Raw genomic sequence first — 23579 nt, forward strand, 5'->3', positions numbered from 1 at the left:
CGCTGCGAATGCGTCGCAATACACAATCTGGCTGGCTACGGTGACGCCCGGGACGATCAAGGTCTGGGCACAGGTTCACAAGTGGACCAGCCTGGTTTGCACGCTCTTCCTGCTGATGCTGTGCATCACTGGCCTGCCTTTGATTTTCCACGAAGAAATCGATTCGATCGCCGCTGATCCGGCATCGCAGGTGACCGGCATCGCCGCATCGCGCGACGCACCCGAACTGCGCTCGCTCGATTCGATGCTCAAGACCGCTCTCGCGACGCGGCCGGGCGAAGTGCCGCTGTACATGGCATTCTACGACGACCGTCCGCTGATGACCGTGACCACCGGTGCGCGTCCGGATGTGCCGGCGAGCGGCATGAAGACGCAGACTTTCAACCGCCTGACCGGCACGCTGGTGCCCGAGGGCGAGGGTGGCGGGCATGCCGTTACTGAGTTCCTGCTCCAGCTTCACATCGACATGTTCCTTGGCCTCAAGGGCGAGCTGTTCCTCGGGGTGATGGGGCTGATCTTCTTCGTCGCGATCGTCTCCGGGGTGGTCCTGTACGCCCCGTTCATGCGCAAGCTCGACTTCGGGACCTTGCGGACCGCGCGCAGTCGCCGGGTCAAGTGGCTGGATTATCATAACCTCGTCGGGATCGTCGCGCTGGCGTGGATGACGGTCGTCGGGTTGACCGGGGTCATCAATGCGTTCGTTACGCCGATCACGACTGTGTGGCAGGCGAACGAACTGGCCGACATGACGCGGGGCTATGCCGGGCGTGCGGCGCTCCCGCCGTCGCGCTATGGCTCGGTCGACGTCGCGATGGCGACGGCGCGGCGCGCGATCCCGGGGATGAACCCGCAGTTCATCGCTTTCCCGGGTGGATCGTTCAGCAGCGGGCATCATTATGCCGTGTTCTTCCAGGGCGCGACGCCGCTGACCGAGAATCTGCTGACCACCGCACTGGTCGATGCCGCCACCGGGCAACTGACCGACGCGCGACCGATGCCGTGGTATTTCAAGGCGCTGTCGCTGTCGCGTCCGCTGCACTTCGGCGATTACGGCGGGTTGCCGCTCAAGCTGCTGTGGGCCGTGCTCGACCTGTTCACGATCGTGGTGCTGGTGTCCGGCCTGTATCTGTGGATCGCGCGGGTCCGCGGGTTGCGCGACCGCAATCCCGGCGCAGCGCGCGAGGGATCTTTTGGAGCGGCTACGTCTGCCGCCCGCCGCATGACAACGCCGCGCTCGCCTGCTCAAACGCCTGTCTCAAAGGGTAATGTACGATGATCCGATCGACCTTTGCCATCCCGACGCTCATTGCGCTGGCGACCGTGTTCGGTCTGGTTGCGGCGCTGACCGGGGGTGGTTGGCGCGACGCGGCGGCGTGGATCGCGCTGGCGATCCCGGTGGCGGCGGTGGGCTGGGCGATGGCGACGGCTGGCGGATCGTCGCGGTCGGTGCGGCCTGTGGCACGCCCACGCGTTAAGTTGTCGTTTTCTGCGATGCCGCTGACGCAGGTCCCTGCGGAATAAGCGTCGCGAATTTTCGTTAACAAGCGCTTCCCCGGCGAAGGCCGGGGCCCAGTAGAGGAACGCGGGAAAGCGGGGGGCTGCGCTTCGTTACCCTGGCTGCTACTCCTGGGCCCCGGCCTTCGCCGGGAAAGCGGTAATATGGGTTGCGTATCCCGTTTCGACTAACGCTCAAACGAAGCTGTACGGATCCACATCCACCACCACGCGCACCTTGGACGGCCAGTCGACCCCGCCAAGCCACGCCCGCAGCATATCCTGCACATCGAACGCGCGGCGCGCATGCACCAGCAACCGATAGCGATGCCGCCCCCGCAGCATCGCCAGCGGCGCAGGCGCGGGGCCATAGACTTCCATCGCCTCATGCGTCGGTGCCGAACGCCCGATCGCCCGCGCGGTTTCCAAGGCCGCACCCTGATCCTCGCTCGAAATGACGATCCCCGCAAACCGGCCGAACGGCGGCGCGCCCGCCTCGCGGCGATGCTCGGTCTCGGCGGCGTAGAACGCCTCTGCGTCGCCCGACACCAACGCGCGCATCACGCTCGCATCGGGGCTGTGCGTCTGGATGAAGACATGCCCTGGTTTCGCGCCGCGCCCTGCACGCCCCGAGACCTGCATGATCTGCTGGAAGGTCCGCTCGCTCGCGCGCAGATCGCCGCCATCGAGCCCGAGATCGGCGTCGATCACCCCCACCAGCGTCAGATTGGGAAAGTGATAGCCCTTGGTCACCAATTGCGTGCCGACCACGATGTCGATGTCATGCGCCTCCATCCGCGCGACGAATTCCGCGGCCTTGGCCGGCGACCACATGGTGTCCGAGGTGACGACCGCGGTCTTGGCATCCGGATAGAGCGCCGCGACCTCGTCCGCGATCCGCTCGACCCCGGGGCCGACCGCCGCGAGCGTGTCTTCGTTCTGGCATTCGGGGCAGACGCGCGGGACCGGCTCGGTATGCCCGCAATGGTGGCAGGCGAGGCGGCGCACCAGCCGGTGCTCGACCATCCACGCGGTGCAATTGGGGCATTGGAAGCGATGCCCGCACGTCCGGCACAAGGTCAGCGGCGCATAGCCGCGGCGGTTGAGGAACAGCAGCACCTGTTCGCGCCGTTCGAGCGTCTCGCCGATCGCGGTGACGAGCTTGGGCGCGATCCAGCGGCCGCGTTCGGGCGGATCGGCGATCAGGTCGAGCGCCTGGATCGACGGCATTTCGGCAGCCCCCCAGCGGCCGGGCAACTTGACCTCGGCATAGCGACCGTTCGCGACTTGTTGGCGCGTCTCGATCGCGGGGGTGGCGGAGGCGAGCACGACCGGGATCTGCTCAAACTTGCCGCGCATCACCGCGACGTCGCGCGCGTGGTAGTGGACGCCTTCCTCCTGCTTGAAGCTCGTCTCATGCGCCTCGTCGACGACGATCAGCCCGAGATTGGCGTAGGGCAAGAACAGCGCCGACCGCGCGCCGACCGTGACCAGCGCCTGGCCGCTCGCGATCGCGCGCCACGCGCGACGGCGTTGCGACGAGCGCAGGCCCGAATGCCAGGCGACCGGCTGCACCCCGAAGCGCGCAGCGAAACGCTTGAGGAATGGCTCAGTGAGCGCGATTTCGGGGAGCAGGACGAGCGACTGGCGGTTTTCGCGGATCGCCTCGGCGACCGCTTCGAAATAGACTTCGGTCTTGCCCGAGCCTGTCACGCCGTCGAGCAGCGTCGGCTTGAACGCCTTTGCGGCGACATCCGCGACGAGGACGCTGGAGGCGGCGCGCTGGTCGGCGGAGAGCGCGGGAGCGGCGAAGGTGGGGTCGGGGAGCGGGAACGGGCTGTCGATGTCGACGTCGACTGCTTCCAGCGCGCCGACCTTGACGAGCCCGCGGATCACTGCATCGGAGACTTCGGCGATCGCGGCGAGTTCGCGGATGAGGCCCTGAGTCGTGCCGATCCGTTCGATCGCCTGTTCGCGTTGTGGGGTCAGGCGATCCGGGAGCGTGCCGGTCGCGCGATATTCGACGATCGTCTTCGCGCCTTCCAGCGCGGAGGTGGACGCGAGCGCCATCCGCACGACCGACGCGGGGGAGGCGAGGTAATAATCCGCGGTCCATTCGACCAGCCGCCGCAAGGGGGCGGCGAGCGGGGGGACGGGGAGGACGCTGACGAGGTTGCGCAGGCGATTGTCGCCGACCTCGGCGTCGGAGGGCATGTGCTCGCTTTCCCATACTACGCCGAGCAACTGCCGCGGGCCGAGGGGGGCGACGACGATCGAGCCGGGTTCGACTTCCATGCCGTGCGGGACGCGGTAATCCAGCGGGCCGAGGGCGGCGTTGAGGAGGATGACACGGGCGCGGGACATATGGGGTATATGGCGGGTTGCGGGGGCGGGCGCAAAGGGGGGTGTCTCCTTTCGCCCCTTCCCTTCAGGGGAGCGGGCGCCCTTCTTCTCAAGCCCCTCCCCTTCAGGGGAGGGGTTGGGGGTGGGGCTGTGTCTCGCAGGGAGTTGAGTTCTGCTGGACTTCCCCACCCCAACCCCTCCCCTGAAGGGGAGGGGCTTTAGGAAGAAGAAGCGGATTCTCTTGTCGGGCCACATCCGCTACACCGCCCCCATGAGCGATCTCCCCCGCGCCTATGCCGAGCATCTCGCGCGCGACCGCAGGCGCTCCCCGCACACCGTGCGCGCCTATGAGGCCACCGCGGTGCGGCTGTGCGGCTTCCTCCAGACCCATTGGGGCGAAGCGATCGACCAGGCCGCACTCGTCCGCGTCACGACCGCGGACCTGCGCGCGTTTCTCGCTGCGCGGCGCGGGGAGGGGATCGGCAACGCTTCGGCTGCGCGCGAATTGTCGGCGGTGCGGGGGTTCCTCGATCACGTCACCGGCGCAGGCACCACGCCGCGCCTCAAAGGCCCGCGCGTTGCCAAGGGCGTCCCGCGCCCGATTTCGCCCGCCGAGGCGATCGCACTGGCGGAGGACGTATCCGAAGATCCGGATGAACCATGGATTGGGGCACGCGATTTTGCGGTGCTTCTGCTGCTCTACGGCGCGGGGCTGCGCGTCGCCGAGGCGCTCGGGCTGACGGGTGCGGCGCTGCCGCTCGGCGCGACGCTGGTCGTCAGGGGCAAGCGCGACAAGACGCGGATCGTTCCGCTGCTGCCGCAAGTGCAAGCCGCGATCGAGGCCTATGTCGCCTTGTGCCCTTATGGCACCGCGCGCGATGCCGAACTGTTTCGCGGGGCGAAGGGTGGTCCGCTTTCGCCGCGGATGGTGCGCCGTGCGGTGCAGCGTGCGCGGGTGCGGCTGCAATTGCCGGATCGGACGACGCCGCATGCGCTGCGGCACTCGTTCGCGACGCATTTGTTGGGGCGCGGGGCGGATCTGCGCGCTTTGCAGGAACTGTTGGGGCATGCGAGCCTGAGCTCGACGCAGATCTATACGCAGGTGGATGCGACGCATTTGATGGACGTCTACCGCAACGCCCACCCGCGGGCGTAACGCCGATTCAGGGAAACGTCAGTTCGCGAAAGTCCCCCCGGCCAAGACCGGGGGGACGAGACATCAACGCAGTGCGTCAACCAGCGCTTCCGCCGCGGCGGCGGACGAGGCCGGGTTCTGCCCGGTGATCAGCAGCCCGTCGCGCACGACGTGCACGCCCCAGTCGTCGGTCTTCGAATAGACGCCGCCAGCGCCCGTCAGCATGTCCTCGACCAGGAACGGCACGACGTCGGTCAGCCCGACCGCAGCTTCCTCGGTGTTGGTGAAGCCCGTGACCTTCTTGCCAGCGACCAGCGGCGTACCGTCGGCGGCCCGCACGTGGCGCAGCACGCCCGGGGCATGGCAAACCAACGCGACTGGCTTGTCGGCGGCGATCGCGCCTTCGATCAGCGCGCGCGAAGTCGAATCCTCGGCGAGATCCCACAAAGGACCATGGCCGCCAGGATAGAAGACAGCGTCGAAATCCTCGATCTTGACGGTATCAAGCCGCACCGTGCTGGCGAGCTGCGCCTTGGCGTCGGCATCCGCCTCGAACCGGCGCGTGTCGTCGGTCTTGGCGCTCTCGTCGGCGCTCTTGGGGTCGAGTGGCGGTTGGCCACCTTTGGGCGAAGTGAGCGTCAGCGTGGCACCCGCCTGCTTGAGGACGTAATAAGGCGCGGCGAGTTCCTCGAGCCAGAAGCCGGTCTTGGCACCGGTGTCGCCGAGCTGGTCATGCGAGGTCAGGACGATCAGGATATTCATATGATTTACTCCAGCGGGCGATGAGCCCGCGCTGACCGGCAAATGGGTGGCGCACCCGGCCATTACTACCGCAGTGCAGCAAAGCCGCGATCAGTCGCGCGGTTTCCACGTCAGCAGCCGCCAGACATATCCCACCACGATCGCGACCGTCAGCGCCACCGCCGCGGGGCCGATGAAGGCATCCAACTCGCGGAAATTGGCGCCGAGATAGTAACCGGCATAGGCCAGCCCGGTGTTCCAGATCGCCGACCCCGCCGCGGTCCACAGGATGAAGCGGAGGTGCGGCATCCGCGCCATGCCGGCGGGGAGCGACACCATGGTGCGGAACGCGGGCATGAAGCGGAACACGAACACGACCCATTGCCCGCGCGCGCGAAAGAACGCCTCGAGCTTCTCGACATGCTGCCAGTCGAGCGTCAGCCAGCGGCCGTACCGATCGACGACCGGGCGCAGCCGGTGATAGCCGAGCCGGTAGCCGATCGCGTACCAGAAGTAATTCCCCGCGACCGTCCCCGCGGTCCCCGCGACGATCAGCGGGACGAGGCTCATCTGCCCGCGCGCGACCGCGATCCCGCCGAGCCCCATGATGACTTCGGACGGGATCGGCGGGAACACATTTTCCAGCACCATCAGCAGGAAAATGCCGAAATAGCCGCCCCAGGCGGTCAGTTCGATAATCAGTTCGGTCATCGCGAGGGGGCGGTCAGCCCGCGACCTTGCGTTCGATCGCGTCCCAGATCATCCCCGCGACATCGGTGCCATCGAAGCGTTCGATCGCGACGATGCCGGTGGGGGAGGTGACGTTGATCTCGGTCAGCCACTCGCCGCCGATCACGTCGATTCCGACGAACAACAGACCACGTTTCTTGAGCTCCGGCCCGAGCACCGCGCAGATCTCGCGCTCCTTGTCGGTCAGCTCGGTCTTCACCGCCGACCCGCCGACCGCGAGGTTGGAGCGGATCTCGCCTTCGCCCGGCAAACGGTTGATCGCACCGGCGATTTCGCCATCGACAAGCACGATTCTTTTGTCGCCCTTGGCAACGTCCGGCAGGAACGCCTGCACCATGTGTGGCTCGCGCCACATGGTGTTGAAAACCTCGATCAGCGCGGACAGATTGGCGCCGTCGCTGCCGACCTTGAAGATCGCCTTGCCGCCATTGCCGTGAAGCGGCTTGATCACAATTTCCTTATGCTCGGCAAGGAACGCGCGCGCTTCGTCGAGCGAGCGCGTGATCAGCGTCGGCGGCATGAACTGCGCGTAATCGAGCACGAACACCTTTTCGGGTGCGTTGCGCACCTGCGCGGGGTCGTTGACCACCAGCGTCTTGTCCGAAATGCGCTCGAGCAGGTGGGTCGCGGTGATATAGCCGAGGTCGAACGGCGGATCCTGCCGCATCAGCACGACATCGGCCTCATCGCCGAGGTCGAGGTTTACCGGTTCTCCGAGCGTGAAATGGTTGCCCTCGACACGCTGGACCGTCACCGGCTCGGCCTTCGCCCAGACCCGGCCGTTGGAATAGTTGAGCGCCTCGGCGTTGTAATGGAACAGCTTGTGCCCGCGTTTTTGCGCCGACAGCATCAGCGCGAAGGTCGAATCGCCCGTGATGTTGATGGAAGCGATGGGGTCCATCTGGACGGCGACTGTCAGGCTCATCGATCTGTAACTCCGTCCGGGACACTTCGTTCACCCTTCGGCGGGGTGATCCGAGCGCAGATAGGGGGTCGATCGCGGTGTGTCACCCCGAGCGGGCTCAGCCATTACGGTGGGGGGGCTATCAACCCTAACCCAACCGTTCGTTTCGAGCGAAGTCGAGAAACCTGCGCTGTGCCGGGTTTCTCGACTTCGCTCGAAACGAACGGGATGGTGGTAATCGCGATACCTGTCTCACCCGATCCACGCATTCTCGATATGCCGTGGCCGCACCCCCGGCGCGAGCAGGATCACGTCGACGCGGATGTCATCACCCGGTCCCGCGAAACGCGGCATCAGCACTTCCGCCGCCGCCGCGACCCGCGCGAGGCGGCGTTCGTCGATCGCGAAGTCGAGCGCGGCGGCGGTCTTGCGTTGCTTGACCTCGACGAACGCGACGAGGTTCGCCTTGCGTGCGACGAGGTCGACTTCGCCCGCGGGGGTGCGGACTCGGCGGGCAAGGATTTCCCAGTCGTGGAGCCGCAGCCACCATCCGGCGAGCCGCTCACCGCGACGTCCGGCGGCTTCGGCGACGCGGCGGTCTCTTACCAATTTCGTTGCTTCTGGAGGGGACCGATTCTCCTCCCCTCCCTGGAAGGGAGGGGGCGGGGGTGGGTTGGTGTGGGGGATATCCGTCGCGCGACCAACGAGCCGACCCACCCCCAGCCCCTCCCTTCCAGGGAGGGGAGAAAGAGGGGGCGGGCGGTGTTCACGCCTTCAATTCCAGCGCCCTTGCGTACAAGGTCTTGCGATCCAGCCCGAGCTTCTTGGCCACCTCACTCGCCGCCTGTCCGGTTGAAAGACGAGTAAGCGCCTCGGTCAGCGCGGTATCCGCGTCCTCGGCGCTCGCCGCTTCGGGCGCCCCCGGTGGCGCAACCACCACGACGATCTCTCCCTTGGGCGGTGCATCGGCATAGCGTGCGGCGAGCATTGACAGCGTGCCGGTCACCGCTTCCTCGAAATGCTTGGTGATCTCGCGCGTCACCGCCGCCTCGCGGTCACCCAGCCCCTCGGCGAGCGCGGCGAGCGTGACGCCAAGCCGCGGGCCGCTTTCGTACAGCACCAGCGTTGCGCGGATCGTCGCGATCTCGGCGATCGCGGTCGCGCGCGCCTGCGCCTTGGCGGGCAGGAACCCGACGAACAGGAACCGATCGGTCGGCAAGCCCGCCAGCGTCAGCGCCGCAACCGCTGCGCAAGGCCCGGGAATCGTCCAAACCGTATGCCCCGCGGCGCGCGCATCGCGGACGAGCTTGTAACCCGGATCCGAAATCAACGGCGTCCCCGCATCCGACACCAGGGCGACCGGCTCCATCCCCATCCGTGCGATCAGCCCGGGGCGGACCTCCTCGGCATTGTGGTCGTGATACGGCACCATCGGGCGTTTGACCCCGATGTGATGCAGCAGCTTCGCCGTCACACGACTGTCTTCCACTGCAATCACAGCGGCATGGCTCAGGATATGCGCGGCACGCGGCGACAGATCGCCGAGATTGCCGATGGGGGTCGCAACGATGTAGAGGCCCGGGGAAAGATCATTGGTCATCAGGAGCGGTCATGGCAGAGCGGGATACAGGGGCGCAACGGCGCAGCGGAATAAGGCGGCTTTCGCAGGCGACGCTGGTGGCGGGTGCGATCGTGCTCAGCGGGTGCCAGACGGTCGTCCCGCGCGGGGCGGTGCCACGCCCCGGCCCGGCGACCACGCGCCCGAGCCAGCCGCAGCAGCCGGTGTTCGAACAGGGCATTCCAAAGGACACCGCGCGGCACCGCGTCGCGTTGCTGGTGCCGCTCAGCGGGAACAACGCCGGTGTCGGGCAGAGCCTCGCCAATGCGACGCAGCTCGCGCTGCTCGATTCGCGCAACGAATCGGTCCGGATCACCACCTATGACACCGCCCCCGGCGCGGCGGTGGCGGCGCAGCGGGCATTGGCGGACGGCAACCAGCTCATTTTGGGCCCGCTGCTCGCCGACGACGTCCGTGCGGTCGCGCCGATCGCGCGGCAGGCGCATGTGCCGGTGGTGAGCTATTCGAACGACACGACCACGGCGGGCAACGGCGTGTATCTGATGGGCTATGTTCCTGCGCAATCGATCGGCCGCGTCGTCGATTATGCCAAGGCGCATGGCGTGACCAGCTTCGGCGGGCTCGTCCCCAACGGCGTTTACGGCGAGCGCGCGTCCACCGCGTTCCTGCGCGCGGTCGAGGCGGCGGGCGGTCGGGTCGGCTCGCTCCAGACCTACGACCGGGTGAGCGGGTCGATGAGCGCTGCGATTACGCGGATGGCCAAGAGCGCGCCGTATCAGGCAGTGCTGATCGCCGACGGCGGCAGCGCGGCGGCGGCGGGCGTTCCGGTGCTGCGCCGCAACGGCATGGGCGGGGCGCGGATCATGGGGACCGAATTGTGGAATTCGGAAAGCTCGATCGCGAGCAAGCCCGCGCTGGAAGGCGCATGGTTTGCGAGCGTGTCGGACGGACTGTATCGGCAATATGCCACCAAATACCGTGCGCGTTTCGGGGCGGCACCGTTCCGCCTGTCGAGCCTCGGCTATGATTCGGTGCTGTTGACGATCCGCATCATGCGCGACTGGTCGATGGGGGCAACGTTCCCCGAGGACCGGTTGCGCGATCGCGGCGGGTTCTCCGGCATCGACGGCGCATTCCGCTTCGGTCGCGACAATGTCGCCGAGCGTGCGCTGGAAGTGCAGGAAATCCGCGGCGGCACGACGGTCAGCGTATCGCCCGCGCCGACCGGGTTCTGATCGTACGCTGCGGTAATGCTGCGCCGTTATCGGTGCAGCGTTGCCATCAGTTGCGGGCGGGCGCTTTCTTGCGCGCCTGTTCGTCGCGCCACGCCTGATAGCGTTCGACCGCGACCGAGCGGCGCAGCACGCGCGCGTTGGGATCGACGACGACATGCGCCCCCGGCGGCACCGCAACGCTGCCGACCCCCGCGGTCATCGGCACGCGCACGATGCGGGGGCCGACCTGGACCTCGACCGGCAGCGGGAAGGGGCGGCCGCCAGGTGCGTCCCAGCGGAGCGTCAGCCGGCTCCCGGATCGCGTCTGTACCAATTGCGGAAGGGCCGCCTGACGCAAATAGACGTCGAAGAACCAGCCATAGTCCTTGCCCGTCACGCGCCGCACGAAGCGTTCATATTCGGCGGTGCTGCCATAGCGCGGGGCGAAATTCCCCGGACGCGGATCGAGCCGGCCATAGACGGCGAGCCGCGTCACGTCGCGGAACGCGCGATCGCCGATCAGGTCGCGCAGCGTGTGCAGCATCCATGCGCCCTTGTAGTAGATGTCCTGCCCCGGGCCGCCCTTGGCGATCTCATACACCTGTTCCTCGGTGCGCACGGTGCCGGAGACGATCGGGCGGAGGTTGGCGATCCGGTTGCGCTGGTCGTCGAGCATGACCGCATAGCGCGCCTCGCCTTCGCGCCAGCGGCCGTAGAAGGGCTGCATGTACTGGGCATAGCCTTCGTGGAGCCAGTAATCGTCCCAGTCGGCGGCGGTCAGCTGGTTGCCGAACCATTCGTGCGCGAACTCGTGCTGGAACAGCCAGTCGAACCCCTCGGGCGCCTTGGCATAGCCGTTGCCGTAGGCGTTGATCGTCTGGTGCTCCATCCCCTTGTGCGGGGTTTCGACGACGCCGACCTTTTCGCTGCCGAACGGATAGGGTCCGATCTCGCTTTCGAAGAAATCGAGCGTCGGGGCGAACTCGGCGAACAGCGCGCGGGCCTTCGCCTCTTCGCCGGGGAGGTACCAGTAGAATAGCGGGATCGTGTTGCCGTAGCGGCTCTTATAAACGCCCGAGATCTCTTCATACGGCCCGACGTTGAGCGCGATGCCATAGGTCGTCGGGCGCTTGATCCGCCAGTTCCAGCGAGTCCGACCGTCGGGCAATGCATCGACGCCGAGCAGAATGCCGTTTGAGGGTGCCTTCAGTCCCTTGGGCACGGTGATGTGGAGCGTGACGACACCGGGCTTGCCCGACGGAAAGTCGAGGCACGGCCAGAACAGATCGCAGCCGATCCCCTCTGCGGTGGTGGCGAACCACGGCGCGCCGTCGGGTGTCTTCGACCAGACCATGCCTGAATCCCACGGCGCATTGACCGCGACATGCGGTTGCCCGCCATAGACGATCCGCGCGACGACACGGCGGCCCGCGGGGACCGTCCGCGGCAGGGTGATCTGCAACTGACCCTCGGGGTTGGTCCAGGCGTCGCGGGGCAGGGTGGTGCCGTCGATTGCGATCGAATCGATCGGCAAATTGCGATCGAGGTCGAGCACGAGCCGGTCGAGCGGCGCGCGCGCGGTGAAATCGAGCGTGGCGACGCCGCGTAACGTTTGCGTGTCGGGCAGGACCTCAAACGCGAGATCGGCGGCGGCGAAGGTCAGTTTCTGCTGGTCGCGGTCGACCGGACCGCCCGATTTCTGGGTCTGCGCGGTGATCGCTGGCTCACCCTTGCCGGGGAGCGTGTCCGCAGGGCGTGCCGCGGCGGTCAGCGACAGGAAGGCCAGCACGACCGCAACGCGAGACACCATCATGCCGAACCGAACTCCGTCGAAAATTGCAGGGTCAAGACCGCTTAAGCGCGATCTGCGGGCGTGATACGCACAAACGCGGGCAAGCGCACCTGCGGTCTTGCTTGCGCGCGTTGCGCGCAAGCCATGCGCGACGGATCGATCACGCTGCGGAGCGATCCTGGCGAGATAGCGTTGCGGTCGCGATGATTAACGCACAGGATTTCGTCATGGCCAACCATGATCCCACTCCCCGCATCGCCGCCGGCACTTATCGTGGCGGCGGGGGGCAGGGGCTCCATCCGTTATGGTCCGACGAAGCGGCAACTTGGCGTGTCGGGGACGCGTATGCCGCCGCGCCCAATGCCTCGTTCAGCGTGTATTCGGCCCGGCACGGGCTGCATTATATCGTCGATGAGGATGCGGTCGGGCGCGTCGGGGTTCACCGCCATCTGGCGGGCGGCTGGGAAATGCTGGCGTCGGTCGAGACGGGCGGCGGCGCGCCGTGCCACGTCGCGCTCAACCCCGCCGAGACCCTGCTGGCAGTCGCCAATTACGCGGGCGGCAGCGTATCGGTGATCCGCCTCGATCCCGGCACGGGTCTCCCCGACGGCGCGGCGCAGACCCATGCGAACCGCGGGTCCGGGCCCGATGCGGAACGACAAGAAGGGCCGCATGCGCATTGGGTCGGGTTCAGCCCGGACGGGCGATGGCTTTACCAGACCGATCTCGGCACCGACGAGGTGCTCGCATTCCCGTTCGATGCGGCGGGGAAGCTGGCGCCGCCCATCGTTGCTTATGCCGCGCCACCGGGGTCGGGGCCGCGGCACCTCGTCCTGCATCCGCATCTCGCCAAGCGGGCGTATCTGGTCAGCGAAATGGCTTGCACGCTGACGACGCTCGACCGGGTGCGCGATGGGACGTTCACCGGGCCCGTGATCCGGTCCACGTTGCCGGACGCATGGCGGGGGCACAGCATCGTCGCGCATGTCGCGATCAATGCGGCGGGGACGCGGCTGTACGTCTCGAACCGCGGGCATGACAGCATTGCGGTCTTCGCGCTCGATGCGGAGGGGGTTCCGACGCTGCTGGAGCATGTCGCCACGGGGAGAGAGTATCCGCGGTTCTTTCTGTTGCTGGAGGATCGGCGGCTGATCGTCGTGGCGCATGAGAAGTCGCAGACGGTGACGACGCTAACGATCGATGCGGAAGGACGGTTGGCGCCGACTGGCGTCGCGCTTGGCGTTCCCGGGGTGGGGTATGTGCTGGAGGTTGCGCCTGGCGGTGGGTGAGGGGCGTTTGGCTGACGCGCACCAATGAACGCCTTCCTATCCTCCGTAGCGCTTCCCCCTTTTCTGCAGCGCTTCCCCGGCGAAGGCCGGGGCCCAGTAGCGAAGCAGAAGAATGCGAGCGATTGCGCTCCGTTACCTCCACCTTCGCTACTGGGCCCCGGCCTTCGCCGGGGAAGCGATAGAAGGGGGGAAGGTGGTCAATGAGTTACCCCCACCCCCTTAGTGCGCGATCAGCGCCGGAGCGTCCTTCACGAACTGGTCAAGCACACCATCGGCAACCTTGATCGGGCCGTCGAAGCGCGTTGCGCCTGGGATGCTCTGCACCGCCGCCGCTTGTGCGGCCAACCGGCCGGCGTCGGTGAAGTAGCGCGTCGCGGCAGTACTGCCGTGCTCTGCCGCATCAAGTCCCGCCGCGGTCAGTTGCAATGCTCGCCCCCACAATTGCAGCGCGTCCAGCCACGGTCGTGCCTGCTCGGCAAAGGCCGGGTCGACCGTGCCCGATCGGATGATATCGGGAGCGTTGGCCAGCGTGTCCGCCTGCGCGCGCAAGTCCGCGATCGCCGCGCTGCGTTTGGCCGCGTCGCCGTCGGCCAGCGCCTCCCGGACGGCATCCAGCGACGCCTTCAACCGTGGTGCCTGTTCCTGCCATGGCTGGCTGCCGAAGGTCGGTGCCATGTGTTGCGTGTCGAAGAAGGTGAGCAGCGCGGCCTCGGCGCGGGCATCGCCGCCGGCCAGTTCGCGCGCAGAGAAATGCCACGTCCGCTCGGCGTCATAGCCCCGATCGTTCCATCCGAATGCTGCGACCCCCGTCACCGCGACCCGGCTGGGCGCTTCCTGGTTCATCGGGTTGGACAGGATGCCGGTCAGTTCGCCCGACAGGCCCGCCTCACGCCGCGCATAGGGCGCCATCAACAGGCGGCCGGTCGTCTGCCCATAATCGTTGACCGGGTAATTGTCCCACAGCAGCGTCTTGCGGCCGAACGCCTTGGTCGCGGTGCGGGCATCCGGGATCGAGATTGACGGTGGGACCACGTCGGTGCCGGTCCATTGCACGACGACGCGCGGGTCGAGTTCCTTGCGGAGCGCCGCCTTGTACGGGGTCTCCTTGGCGTCGTAATATTCGGTCGGGACCATGATCAGCGGGCGCGACGCCGGATCGGTCGCGACGAGCTGCGCCTGGACCGCGTTGAGCAATCGCGCCTGCGCGATCCCCGCGGCTTCCGCTCCCGAGGGACCGAAGGCGGTCGCGTCGCGGGCACAGTTCCACTTCTTATATTCGATGTCATCGAGTGCGACGTAGAAGCTGTGGACGCCGATCGTCCGCAGCGCCGCAAACTTGCGTTCGAGCGCCTGCGCATCGGCGGGATCGGAGAAACACACCGTCGGGCCGGGAGAAATGGCATAGACGAAATCGACGTGGTTGCGCCGCGCGGTCGCCACCAGCGCGCCGAGTGACGCCAGGGTCGCAGCAGGATACGCCTCGCGCCAGCGGTCGCGTGCGAAGGGGTCGTCCTTTGGGCTGTAGACATAAGTGTTCGCCTTGACCGTGGCGAGGAAATCGAGGTGCTTGGTGCGGTCCGCCATCGACCAGGGCTTGCCGTAGAAGCCTTCGATCGTGCCGCGGATCGGCATGGCGGGGTGATCCTGGATCACCATCGCCGGGAACACCGGGCGCTTCGCGAGTTGCCGGAAGCTCTGGACCGCATGGAACAGGCCATCGGCGTCGTGACCCGCAAGCGTGATGATCCCGCCACCATCGATCGGGGTGCTGGCGATCGTATAGCCTTCGACGTGATCGTCGACCACCGTGGCGCTGCGGGCGAGCGTGGTACGGATCAGCGGTGCGGACCCGGCGCCGATCAGGATATGCGTTCCCTCGGGATGCGATGGCAACCGTTTCGCGGTGGTGACCTTGACGACGCCCGAGGCGAGCAGGATGTCCCGGGTGAGCGCGATCGTGGCGGCGTCCGTACCGGGGGCCGCTATCAGCACGACGGTCTTGCCCAGGGGAAAGCTGCCGTTGCCGAGAGTGATCGACGTCGGCGCAGGAAAGATCGCCGGCAACGTCGGGGGGGCGTCGTTCGATGCCGCCACGGCGGGGGCCGTCATCAGCGTTGCCGCCACAAGGGCGAGCGTCCCGAACTTGTCCGTACGTCGCATCGCTGTTTCCCCGGTATTGTTGTGGTATTGCCATCGCGCCTATCGCCAGCAGCGGCACGGAGCAAGCCACGGCGTGGACGCAGCCGCGGCGATAGTGCCAAACTAAGCCCAATTCGCATCGCTGGCCTGACGCGGGCGAACCCTGTCGAACGTCATCATTGTCCACGTCTGCGGCACATTGCCGCCGTATTCCCGCGTCAAAATCGCGTGACGATTGATGGTGGCGGCGTTAGCCCCATATAAAGGAAGAACGCGCTTTGAGTGGCGCGACCCCGGAGTATCCATGACGCAAGCATCTGCCCCGCATTCCTTCCCCGTCCTGCCGCTGCGCGACATCGTCGTGTTCCCGAGCATGATCGTCCCGCTGTTCGTCGGGCGCGACAAATCGGTCGCGGCGCTTGAGGCGGCGATGGCCGGCGACAAGGAGATCTTCCTCGTAGCCCAGCTCGACCCCGCGCAGGATGATCCCGCGCGCGACGACCTGTACGATATCGGCGTGACGGCGACCGTGTTGCAGTTGCTCAAGCTCCCCGACGGGACGGTGCGCGTGCTGGTCGAGGGCAAGCGCCGCGCCTCGCTGACCGAGCTGACCGAAGTCGAAGGGTATCTTTCCGCGCAGGTCGAAATGATCGAGGGAGAGGAAGACACGGAAAAAGCCGTTGCGCCGAACACCGAAGTGTCCGCGCTGATGCGCTCGGTCGTCGATCAGTTCGAGAATTATGCGAAGCTCAACCGCAAGCTCCCTGCCGAAACCGCGGTCCAGCTGGGCGAGATCGAGGATGCGAGCAAGCTTGCCGACGCGGTCGCCGCGAACATCCAGGTCAAGGTGAGCGACAAGCAGGCGCTGCTGGTCGAGCGTGATCCGGCGAAGCGGCTGGAGATGGTGTTCGCCTTCATGGAAGGCGAGCTTGGCGTCCTGCAGGTCGAGAAGAAGATCAAGTCGCGGGTCAAGCGCCAGATGGAGAAGACCCAGCGCGAATATTACCTCAACGAGCAGTTGAAGGCGATCCAGCGCGAGCTTGGCAACGAGGGCGAGGAAGGCGAGGGCGACGAGATCGCCGAGCTGACCCAGAAGATCGCGACGCTCAAGATGTCGAAGGAAGCGCGCAGCAAGGCGACGTCCGAGCTCAAGAAGCTCAAGACGATGGCGCCAATGTCGGCGGAAGCGACCGTCGTGCGCAATTACCTCGACGTGCTGCTGGGCCTGCCGTGGGGCAAGAAGTCGAAGATCCGCAAGGACATTTCGGCGGCGCAGGCGGTGCTCGACGAGGACCATTATGCGCTCGAGAAGGTCAAGGACCGGATCATTGAATATCTCGCCGTGCAGGCGCGTACGAACAAGCTGAAGGGGCCGATCCTGTGCCTCGTCGGACCTCCCGGCGTCGGCAAGACCTCGCTCGGCAAGTCGATCGCCAAGGCGACTGGCCGTGAGTTCATCCGCCAGTCGCTGGGCGGCGTGCGGGACGAAGCCGAGATCCGTGGGCATCGTCGCACCTATATCGGCTCGCTGCCGGGCAAGATCGTGACCAACCTCAAGAAGGCCGGGACCAGCAACCCGCTATTCCTGCTCGACGAGATCGACAAGCTCGGACAGGATTTCCGCGGCGATCCGGCGTCTGCGCTGCTCGAGGTGCTCGACCCCGAGCAGAACGGCAAGTTCCAGGATCACTATCTCGAGATCGACGTCGACCTGTCGGACATCATGTTCGTGACGACGGCGAACTCGCTCAATCTTCCGCAGGCACTGCTCGACCGGATGGAGATCATCCGGCTTGAGGGTTATACTGAGGACGAGAAGGTCGAGATCGCCGAGCGCCATCTGATCGCCAAGCAGATTGAGGCGCACGGGTTGAAGGCGGGTGAGTTCACGCTGACCACCGACGGTCTGCGTGCGCTGATCCAATATTACACGCGCGAAGCCGGCGTCCGCACGCTTGAGCGCGAGATCGCCAAGCTGGCGCGCAAGGCGCTGCGCCGCATCCTGGAGAACAAGGATACCGCGATCACGATCACCGCGGAGAACCTTTCCGATTTCGCGGGCGTGAAGAAGTATCGCCACGGCATCGGCGAGGAGGAGAATCAGATCGGTGCGGTCACCGGTCTGGCGTGGACCGAAGTCGGCGGCGAGTTGCTGACGATCGAGAGCGTCACGGTTCCGGGACGTGGCCAGGCGAAGATCACGGGCAAGCTCGGTGACGTGATGAAAGAGTCGATCGAAACCGCGTTCAGCTTCATCAAGGCACGCTCGCCCTCTTATGGGATCAAGCCGAGCCTGTTCGCGCGCAAGGACGTCCACATCCATCTGCCCGAGGGGGCCGTTCCGAAGGACGGTCCGTCGGCGGGGATCGGGATCGTCACCGCGATCATTTCGACGCTGACCGGGGTGCCGGTGCGCCGCGACATCGCGATGACGGGCGAGGTTACGCTACGTGGTCGTGTCCTGCCGATTGGAGGGTTGAAGGAGAAATTGCTCGCGGCACTTCGGGGCGGCATCACGACTGTGTTGATTCCGCAGGAGAATGAGAAAGATCTGGCAGAGATTCCAGATAATATTCTGAACGGCCTGAAGATCATTCCGGTGTCCCACGTCGATGAAGTGCTGCGGTTGGCACTGACCGGGCCGCTCGAGGCGATCGAATGGAGTGAAGCCGATGATCTCGCGGCACAGCCTCCCGCCGGGGTGGCTGCTGTAGGCGGCGAAGTGCATCATTGATGTACGCGCCGTCTACGGCGAGGTCTTGCGGTGTGTCCTGATTGTCGCATTCGCTCCTACGTCGGTCGCACGGCCTTGCTTTTTGTTTTGACAGCCCCCCCCGGACCCGCCTTTATGCGCCCGCGGCCCTCGGGCTGGGAATCATTTTTCTAATTGTAACGGGGGTTTGGTCGCGATGAACAAACAGGAATTGATCACAACGGTAGCCGATACGTCGGGGCTGACGAAGGGCGATGCGAGCAAGGCGGTCGAAGCCGTGTTCGATGCGGTCTCGGCAGCGCTCAAGGCTGGCGATGAAGTGCGTCTGGTCGGGTTCGGAACGTTCTCGGTCAGCAAGCGCAAGGCATCGACCGGCCGCAACCCGCGGACCGGCGAACCGATGACGATCAAGGCTTCGTCGCAGCCGAAGTTCAAGGCTGGCAAGGGCCTGAAGGACTCGGTCAACTGAGATCCTGCGAATTTCCTGGCCGCAACGCTTGCAAAGCGCGGTTCGCCCGGATTAAGGACTGATCCAACGGGGCGGCCGCCGGCCGCTTCGATCCGTTTAGCCGATCGCGACAGCGACACTGGCGACGGGCGCGTAGCTCAGTGGTAGAGCACACCCTTCACACGGGTGGGGTCGCAGGTTCAATCCCTGCCGCGCCCACCAATAGAAAAGGCCTCCAGCTCGGCGAGTTGGGGGCCTTTTTCGTTTGTTGCACCGGGTAGCGAAGGACAGGTTCAAACAGCCTGCGAAGCGCTTGGGTCGTACGTCCTCCGCATCGGCCGGGCGGCGTGTCGCACCGGCAGTGTCACGCTGCTGTCATGACCGTGTCACGGAACTGACCCGGAAAACACATCAAGTCGTCATGTCCCATCCGTAACGGCAGCGGCAGCAGGGTCGATAAGGGGGTTCCGAATCGATCAGGGCAAACATGCCCGCGCGCAACGATCACATTCGGGAGTGACCCATGGCCAGCTTCAACCGTTTCAGCACCGTTCTCATGGTAACCACCGCCGCCGTTGCGCTGGGCGCCTGTAGCGGGGCAAACGATGTTGCTTCGCCGGGCGCGGGTACTGTGGTCATCACGCCCGTACCGACGCCGACCCCCACGCCAACCCCCACGCCAACCCCGACCCCGACGCCGACCCCAGCCATCACCGCAGCGCAGTTCGCCGCGGTCACTGCGGTCAACGGCATCTCGATCACCGCCGACGAGCAACTCGCGCTCGTCAACGCCGGAACCAACAACAACGTCAGCGGCACCAACATGCTGAACGGCGTGTACCCGACGACCGCGGCTTCGCTGACCACCGCGCTCGACCCGTCGACGATCAACAGCTTCTTCACCAGCACCAACTATGTCGGCGCGCTTAATGGCCCGACCGATACCGCGTTCCAGGGCTGGACCTGCAACTCGACATCGGCGGAATTCGGCGGCGCTGGTGCCCGTTGCACCGCGGTTCCGGCGGTCGGCACCGGCGGCGCAGCGGCGGCTTGCCCGACCGGCACGACCGATGACGGCCTCGTCCAGACGTTCCGCGCCTGCCGCCTGCCGTCGGTCATCAACGGCACGCTCAACCTGCCGAAGATCGCGGGCGTCTTCTATCGCCTGCGCGGTCAGACCGAAGTCGGCACCGACGTCGGCACGACCGGCGCGGACAATGGCGCGGTGCTCAACATCGAGGCGGGCGTCGTCATCGCGGCGGATTCGACCGAGACGACCAACGACCTGCTGCTCGTCAATCGCGGTTCCAAGATTAACGCGGTCGGCACGGTCGCCAACCCGATCATCTTCACCTCGCAGCAGAACCTCACCACCAACGGCGTCAGCGATGCGACACAGGGGCAGTGGGGCGGCGTGATCATCCTCGGCCGCGCACCGGTCGGCGTGTGCGCCACCGGCACGGGTCCGAACAATGCGGATGGCACCAGCACGACCTGCCAGCAGGCGATCGAAGGCGTTACCGGGCGCTTCTACGGTGGCCCGACCAAGGCCGACAGCAGCGGCAACTTCCAGTACGTCCAGATCCGCTACAGCGGCATCGCGATCAGCGACGGCAACGAACTGCAGGGCCTGACGCTCGGCGGCACCGGGTCGGGCACGGTGATCGACCACGTCCAGAGCCACAATTCGGCGGATGACGGCGTCGAGATCTTCGGCGGCACGACCAACATGAAGTATATGGTGATGACGGGTGCCGACGATGACGGCTTCGACATCGACAACGGCTTCCGCGGGTTCATCCAGTTCATGATCACCGCACAGCGGACGATCGGGGCGACCGCCGACTCCTTCTCGACCGAGATCGACTCGAACAATGCCGAAGACCTGCTGCCGCGCACCTTCGGCCGCTACGCCAACTTCACCTTCCTCCAGACTGCGCTCGCCCCGGCAGCGATCCGTCTGCGCGGTGGTGCGGACATGACCTTCGTCAACGGCGTGGTGAAGACCCCGGCGACCGTCGCGTGCATCAACCTGATCGCGGGCGAGCAGACCGCGGGCGGTCGCACGACGATCCGTCCGGCCGACGCAGCGCTGCAGGATGTCGGGCCGCCGGTGTTCAACTCGATCTACTTCTCCTGCCAGGGCCGCTGAGCCTCAGCCCCGGACCATCGCGCAGTTGATGCCGGGGCGGCCGCTTAAGCGCCGCCCCGGCATTTGCCTATGACATATCGATCGGGAATACAGGCCATGCAGAAGCGCCTCGCCTTCGGGACACTCCTTCTTCTTACTTCCACGTTGGTGTCGCCCGCGGCGCTCGCGCAGACCGCTCCGGCCCCCGCCGCGACCACGCCGCCACCCGCCGCCGCACCTTCGGCGCAAAGCGCGGGTGATCCGGTGGCCACCCCCGCCGCCGAACAGGCGGGTGACCCCGAACAGCAGGTCGAAGTCTCAGCACCCGGCATGGACACCAGCCAGGGCGCGGACATCGTCGTCGTCGGGCGCAACATTCCCAACGTGATCCGCTCGACCCCGCAGATCGTGTCGGTCCTGTCGGGCGCGGACATCGCGCGGACCGGCGAGGGCGACATCGCGGGCGCGCTCGCGCACGTCGCTGGCCTCAGCGTCGTCGGCGGCGGGTTCGTCTATGTGCGCGGCCTCGGCGATCGGTATTCGTCGTCGATGCTCAACGGCTCGCCCTTGCCGAGCCCCGAGCCGCTGCGGCGTTCGGTCCCGCTCGACATCTTTCCGACGACGATCGTCGGGTCGGCGCTGGTGCAGAAGACCTATTCGGTCAATTATCCGGGCGAGTTCGGCGGCGGCGTCATCAACCTGACGACCAAGGCGATCCCCAAGAAGGACTTCATCTCGTTCGGCGGCGCGATCGCGGCGGATACCGTCACGACCAGCGAGCTCGGCTATACCTATGCGGGCGGACGCAGCGACTGGACCGGCTATGACGACGGCACGCGCAACGTGCCCGACTTCATCAAGAATGCACCCGGCGGCACCGGTATCATCCCGAGCGAGCAGGTCGCGCAGCTGACCAACGCGCGCACGACGCTGCTCCAGCGCAACAACAGCCTGCCCGCCAATTTCTCGGGCGAGATCAGCGGCGGCAAGGTGATCGACCTCGGCGCGGACCGGATCGGCGTGATCGCCTCGGTCAGCGCGAGCAACACCTTCCGCACGCGCCTGACGCAGCAGCAGGATTCGGTTTCGCCCGACGGCACGCTGCGCAACGATTACAACACCTTGCTGACCGACAACCGGATCGTCGCGAACGCGCTGCTCGGGCTCGGTTATGAATTCGGCCCGAACACGATCCGTGCGACCGGCGTCTATATCCACGACACGCTCAAGCAGGGGCGCGGATCGACCGCGATCGTCTACAACAATTCCAGCGGCCGCCGTTTCCAGCAGAACACCAACTGGTTCGAACGCCAGCTGATCGAAGGCCAGATGGTCGGCGAGTTCAAGGTGACCGACGCGCTGCATGTCGACGTGCGCGGGGCCTATGCCAATTCGAAGCGCGATGCGCCGTATGAGCGGCAGTTCGACTATCTCTGCTCGAACGTGACGACGACCGGCTTGCCGATCAAGGAGACGCAGCAGAACGGCATCGGCGGCGAGCGGTGCGATGGCGCGTATCAGGCGACGCGGCGCTTCTCGCCGTTCGCCTCGATCATCTTCAGCGAACTCGATGAGGATCTGTACAGCGCGCAGGGCGACCTGACCTACAAGCTCGACCTCGGGCGGCCAGTCACCTTGTCGACGGGCTATTATTATTCGGGGACCGACCGCACCTCGACTCGTTTGCAGTTCAATTATCAGACCGCGGACGGCGGCGGCACTGCGCCGGCCTATCCGTGGAACCTGCTGCGGCCGGATTATCTGGTCGGGGCGGATTCGATCGCGGCGAACAATCTGCAACTCCAGTTCGGGACGCCGCTGGGCGCCTATGCCTATGACGCTTCGCTGGATATCCATGCGGGCTATGGCCAGATCGAAGCCGAAGTCCTCGATGGCGTGCGCGGCACGATCGGCGTGCGTTACGAGACCGCGGACGAGCGCGTCACGCCGGTTGCTTCAGCGACGACACGGCTGAACAACGATTACTTCCTGCCAGCCCTCACGCTGACGTGGAATTTCCGCAACAACATGCAGCTGCGCGCGAGCGGCTCGAAGACGATCTCGCGTCCGCAGTTCCGTGAACTGGCACCACAGCAGTTCCGCGATCCCGAGTCGGATCGCCTGTTTTTCGGTAACCCGCTGCTGCGCGATTCCGAGCTGTACAATTACGAAGGCCGCTTCGAATGGTTCTTCGCACGCGACCAGCGCTTTACGCTCGGTGGCTTCTACAAGCTGATCAAGAATCCGGTTGAGCAAGTCGGTTTCTACACCGGCGCGGATGACCGGTTGCAGACCGGCTTCACCAATCTGCCCAAGGCGAAGCTGTACGGCACCGAAGTCGAGCTCCAGAAATATTTCCCGCTCGATTTCCTCGACAGCAGCTTCTTCACGACCCGGCGCGCGCTGTTCATCGCCAACTACACCTATTCGAAGTCGAAGATCACCGCGGACGACAGTTGCGTCCCCAACGTGCTCAACCAGACGCTCGGTGGCTGTGGCGCGGGCTTCGGTCCGGCCAATCTCCAGTTCCGCAACGGCGCGCCGCTGACCGGGCAGTCCGAACATCTCGTCAACGTTCAGGTCGGGCTCGAGGACAAGGCGTCGCTGTCGCAGATCACCTTGCTGTTCAACTATGCCAGCGACCGCGTGACCAATCGCGGCCCGTCCAACCTGAGCGGGACCGGCTTCCAGCCCGACATCATCGAGAAGCCGGGCATCCGGCTCGATCTGGTCGCGCGGCAGGGGTTCAAGGTGGCTGGCGGGCAGTGGGAGCTTAAGGCCGAAGCGCGCAACCTGACGGGGACGCGCTATCAGGAAGGCCAGACGTTCAGCAACGGCAACCAGGTGTTCGTCAACCGCTACCGCCTGGGCCGCATCCTGTCGCTCGGCCTCAGCACGACGTTCTGA

17 protein-coding genes and 1 tRNA gene are annotated in these 23579 nt (G+C 66.0%); 10 read left to right on the forward strand and 8 right to left on the reverse strand.

Annotated features, from left to right (window positions below; genetic code table 11):
* The first annotated feature begins 40 nt into the window (after window positions 1-40).
* Window positions 41-1276, forward strand: coding sequence for a PepSY-associated TM helix domain-containing protein (locus AC3WJR_RS03860; RefSeq protein WP_492722434.1), 1236 nt, complete (start codon window positions 41-43; stop codon window positions 1274-1276).
* A complete protein-coding gene (locus tag AC3WJR_RS03865; RefSeq protein WP_492722436.1) occupies window positions 1273-1521 on the forward strand; it encodes a hypothetical protein in 249 nt (82 codons plus the stop codon). Before AC3WJR_RS03860 ends, AC3WJR_RS03865 begins: the two co-directional genes overlap by 4 nt.
* A 168-nt stretch (window positions 1522-1689) precedes the next feature.
* Here AC3WJR_RS03865 and AC3WJR_RS03870 read toward each other — a convergent pair whose 3' ends face one another.
* The gene (locus tag AC3WJR_RS03870; RefSeq protein WP_492722438.1) at window positions 1690-3858 is read right to left on the reverse strand and encodes a primosomal protein N'; all 2169 of its coding nucleotides are present in this window, start codon (window positions 3856-3858) and stop codon (window positions 1690-1692) included.
* 250 nt (window positions 3859-4108) lie between these two features.
* Here AC3WJR_RS03870 and AC3WJR_RS03875 point away from each other — a divergent pair, with 250 nt between their 5' ends.
* Window positions 4109-4993 carry a tyrosine recombinase XerC gene (locus tag AC3WJR_RS03875; RefSeq protein ID WP_492722440.1) on the forward strand — a complete coding sequence of 295 codons (885 nt, stop codon included), beginning with the start codon at window positions 4109-4111 and terminating at the stop codon, window positions 4991-4993.
* Window positions 4994-5056: 63 nt separating this feature from the next.
* Here the strand turns inward: AC3WJR_RS03875 and AC3WJR_RS03880 are convergent, their stop codons facing one another.
* The 5 genes from AC3WJR_RS03880 to rsmI form a co-directional block, all read right to left on the reverse strand.
* Window positions 5057-5734, reverse strand: a complete 678-nt coding sequence (locus tag AC3WJR_RS03880; protein ID WP_492722442.1) for a type 1 glutamine amidotransferase domain-containing protein — start codon at window positions 5732-5734, stop codon at window positions 5057-5059.
* A 90-nt stretch (window positions 5735-5824) separates the two neighbouring features.
* Window positions 5825-6424 (reverse strand): DedA family protein, encoded by a 600-nt coding sequence (locus tag AC3WJR_RS03885; protein ID WP_492722444.1) that lies wholly within the window; start codon window positions 6422-6424, stop codon window positions 5825-5827.
* Window positions 6425-6437: 13 nt separating this feature from the next.
* Window positions 6438-7388 carry a glutathione synthase gene (gshB, locus tag AC3WJR_RS03890; protein ID WP_492722446.1) on the reverse strand — a complete coding sequence of 317 codons (951 nt, stop codon included), beginning with the start codon at window positions 7386-7388 and terminating at the stop codon, window positions 6438-6440.
* 231 nt (window positions 7389-7619) lie between these two features.
* Window positions 7620-7976, reverse strand: coding sequence for a YraN family protein (locus AC3WJR_RS03895; protein ID WP_492722448.1), 357 nt, complete (start codon window positions 7974-7976; stop codon window positions 7620-7622).
* Between the two features lie 157 nt (window positions 7977-8133).
* Complete coding sequence (rsmI, locus tag AC3WJR_RS03900; protein WP_492722450.1) at window positions 8134-8967, reverse strand: 16S rRNA (cytidine(1402)-2'-O)-methyltransferase; 834 nt, start codon at window positions 8965-8967, stop codon at window positions 8134-8136.
* A gap of 11 nt (window positions 8968-8978) precedes the next feature.
* On the opposite strand from rsmI, the gene AC3WJR_RS03905 reads away from it, so the two are divergent.
* Window positions 8979-10181 (forward strand): penicillin-binding protein activator, encoded by a 1203-nt coding sequence (locus AC3WJR_RS03905; RefSeq protein WP_354280144.1) that lies wholly within the window; start codon window positions 8979-8981, stop codon window positions 10179-10181.
* 46 nt (window positions 10182-10227) lie between these two features.
* Here AC3WJR_RS03905 and AC3WJR_RS03910 read toward each other — a convergent pair whose 3' ends face one another.
* Window positions 10228-11973, reverse strand: a complete 1746-nt coding sequence (locus AC3WJR_RS03910; RefSeq protein WP_492722452.1) for a M1 family metallopeptidase — start codon at window positions 11971-11973, stop codon at window positions 10228-10230.
* Between the two features lie 206 nt (window positions 11974-12179).
* Between AC3WJR_RS03910 and AC3WJR_RS03915 the strand changes: the two genes are divergently transcribed.
* Window positions 12180-13241 (forward strand): lactonase family protein, encoded by a 1062-nt coding sequence (locus AC3WJR_RS03915; protein ID WP_492722455.1) that lies wholly within the window; start codon window positions 12180-12182, stop codon window positions 13239-13241.
* 219 nt (window positions 13242-13460) lie between these two features.
* Here AC3WJR_RS03915 and AC3WJR_RS03920 read toward each other — a convergent pair whose 3' ends face one another.
* Complete coding sequence (locus tag AC3WJR_RS03920) at window positions 13461-15401, reverse strand: protein O-GlcNAcase (RefSeq protein ID WP_492722458.1); 1941 nt, start codon at window positions 15399-15401, stop codon at window positions 13461-13463.
* A 283-nt stretch (window positions 15402-15684) separates the two neighbouring features.
* Here AC3WJR_RS03920 and lon point away from each other — a divergent pair, with 283 nt between their 5' ends.
* The 5 genes from lon (at window position 15685) to AC3WJR_RS03945 (ending at window position 23579) form a co-directional block, all read left to right on the forward strand.
* Window positions 15685-18114, forward strand: coding sequence for an endopeptidase La (lon, locus tag AC3WJR_RS03925; RefSeq protein WP_492722460.1), 2430 nt, complete (start codon window positions 15685-15687; stop codon window positions 18112-18114).
* A gap of 175 nt (window positions 18115-18289) precedes the next feature.
* Window positions 18290-18562, forward strand: a complete 273-nt coding sequence (locus AC3WJR_RS03930; RefSeq protein ID WP_277971343.1) for an HU family DNA-binding protein — start codon at window positions 18290-18292, stop codon at window positions 18560-18562.
* A 126-nt stretch (window positions 18563-18688) separates the two neighbouring features.
* Window positions 18689-18763, forward strand: a tRNA-Val gene (locus AC3WJR_RS03935).
* A gap of 301 nt (window positions 18764-19064) precedes the next feature.
* Window positions 19065-20693, forward strand: coding sequence for a beta-helix domain-containing protein (locus AC3WJR_RS03940; RefSeq protein ID WP_492722463.1), 1629 nt, complete (start codon window positions 19065-19067; stop codon window positions 20691-20693).
* A gap of 96 nt (window positions 20694-20789) precedes the next feature.
* The gene (locus AC3WJR_RS03945) at window positions 20790-23579 is read left to right on the forward strand and encodes a TonB-dependent receptor domain-containing protein (RefSeq protein WP_492722465.1); all 2790 of its coding nucleotides are present in this window, start codon (window positions 20790-20792) and stop codon (window positions 23577-23579) included.

Source organism: Sphingomonas sp. FW306-05-A (genome assembly GCF_058782275.1).

What these genes read in the sequence shown, in the direction of transcription:
- AC3WJR_RS03865 (WP_492722436.1), top strand. Translation starts at nt 1,273, where the DNA reads ATGATCCGATCGACCTTTGCCATCCCGACGCTCATTGCGCTGGCGACC.
- lon (WP_492722460.1), top strand. Translation starts at nt 15,685, where the DNA reads ATGACGCAAGCATCTGCCCCGCATTCCTTCCCCGTCCTGCCGCTGCGC.
- AC3WJR_RS03910 (WP_492722452.1), bottom strand. Translation starts at nt 11,973, where the DNA reads ATGATGGTGTCTCGCGTTGCGGTCGTGCTGGCCTTCCTGTCGCTGACC.
- AC3WJR_RS03945 (WP_492722465.1), top strand. Translation starts at nt 20,790, where the DNA reads ATGCAGAAGCGCCTCGCCTTCGGGACACTCCTTCTTCTTACTTCCACG.
- AC3WJR_RS03885 (WP_492722444.1), bottom strand. Translation starts at nt 6,424, where the DNA reads ATGACCGAACTGATTATCGAACTGACCGCCTGGGGCGGCTATTTCGGC.
- gshB (WP_492722446.1), bottom strand. Translation starts at nt 7,388, where the DNA reads ATGAGCCTGACAGTCGCCGTCCAGATGGACCCCATCGCTTCCATCAAC.
- AC3WJR_RS03875 (WP_492722440.1), top strand. Translation starts at nt 4,109, where the DNA reads ATGAGCGATCTCCCCCGCGCCTATGCCGAGCATCTCGCGCGCGACCGC.
- AC3WJR_RS03940 (WP_492722463.1), top strand. Translation starts at nt 19,065, where the DNA reads ATGGCCAGCTTCAACCGTTTCAGCACCGTTCTCATGGTAACCACCGCC.
- AC3WJR_RS03870 (WP_492722438.1), bottom strand. Translation starts at nt 3,858, where the DNA reads ATGTCCCGCGCCCGTGTCATCCTCCTCAACGCCGCCCTCGGCCCGCTG.
- AC3WJR_RS03920 (WP_492722458.1), bottom strand. Translation starts at nt 15,401, where the DNA reads ATGCGACGTACGGACAAGTTCGGGACGCTCGCCCTTGTGGCGGCAACG.
- AC3WJR_RS03905 (WP_354280144.1), top strand. Translation starts at nt 8,979, where the DNA reads ATGGCAGAGCGGGATACAGGGGCGCAACGGCGCAGCGGAATAAGGCGG.
- AC3WJR_RS03880 (WP_492722442.1), bottom strand. Translation starts at nt 5,734, where the DNA reads ATGAATATCCTGATCGTCCTGACCTCGCATGACCAGCTCGGCGACACC.
- rsmI (WP_492722450.1), bottom strand. Translation starts at nt 8,967, where the DNA reads ATGACCAATGATCTTTCCCCGGGCCTCTACATCGTTGCGACCCCCATC.
- AC3WJR_RS03930 (WP_277971343.1), top strand. Translation starts at nt 18,290, where the DNA reads ATGAACAAACAGGAATTGATCACAACGGTAGCCGATACGTCGGGGCTG.
- AC3WJR_RS03915 (WP_492722455.1), top strand. Translation starts at nt 12,180, where the DNA reads ATGGCCAACCATGATCCCACTCCCCGCATCGCCGCCGGCACTTATCGT.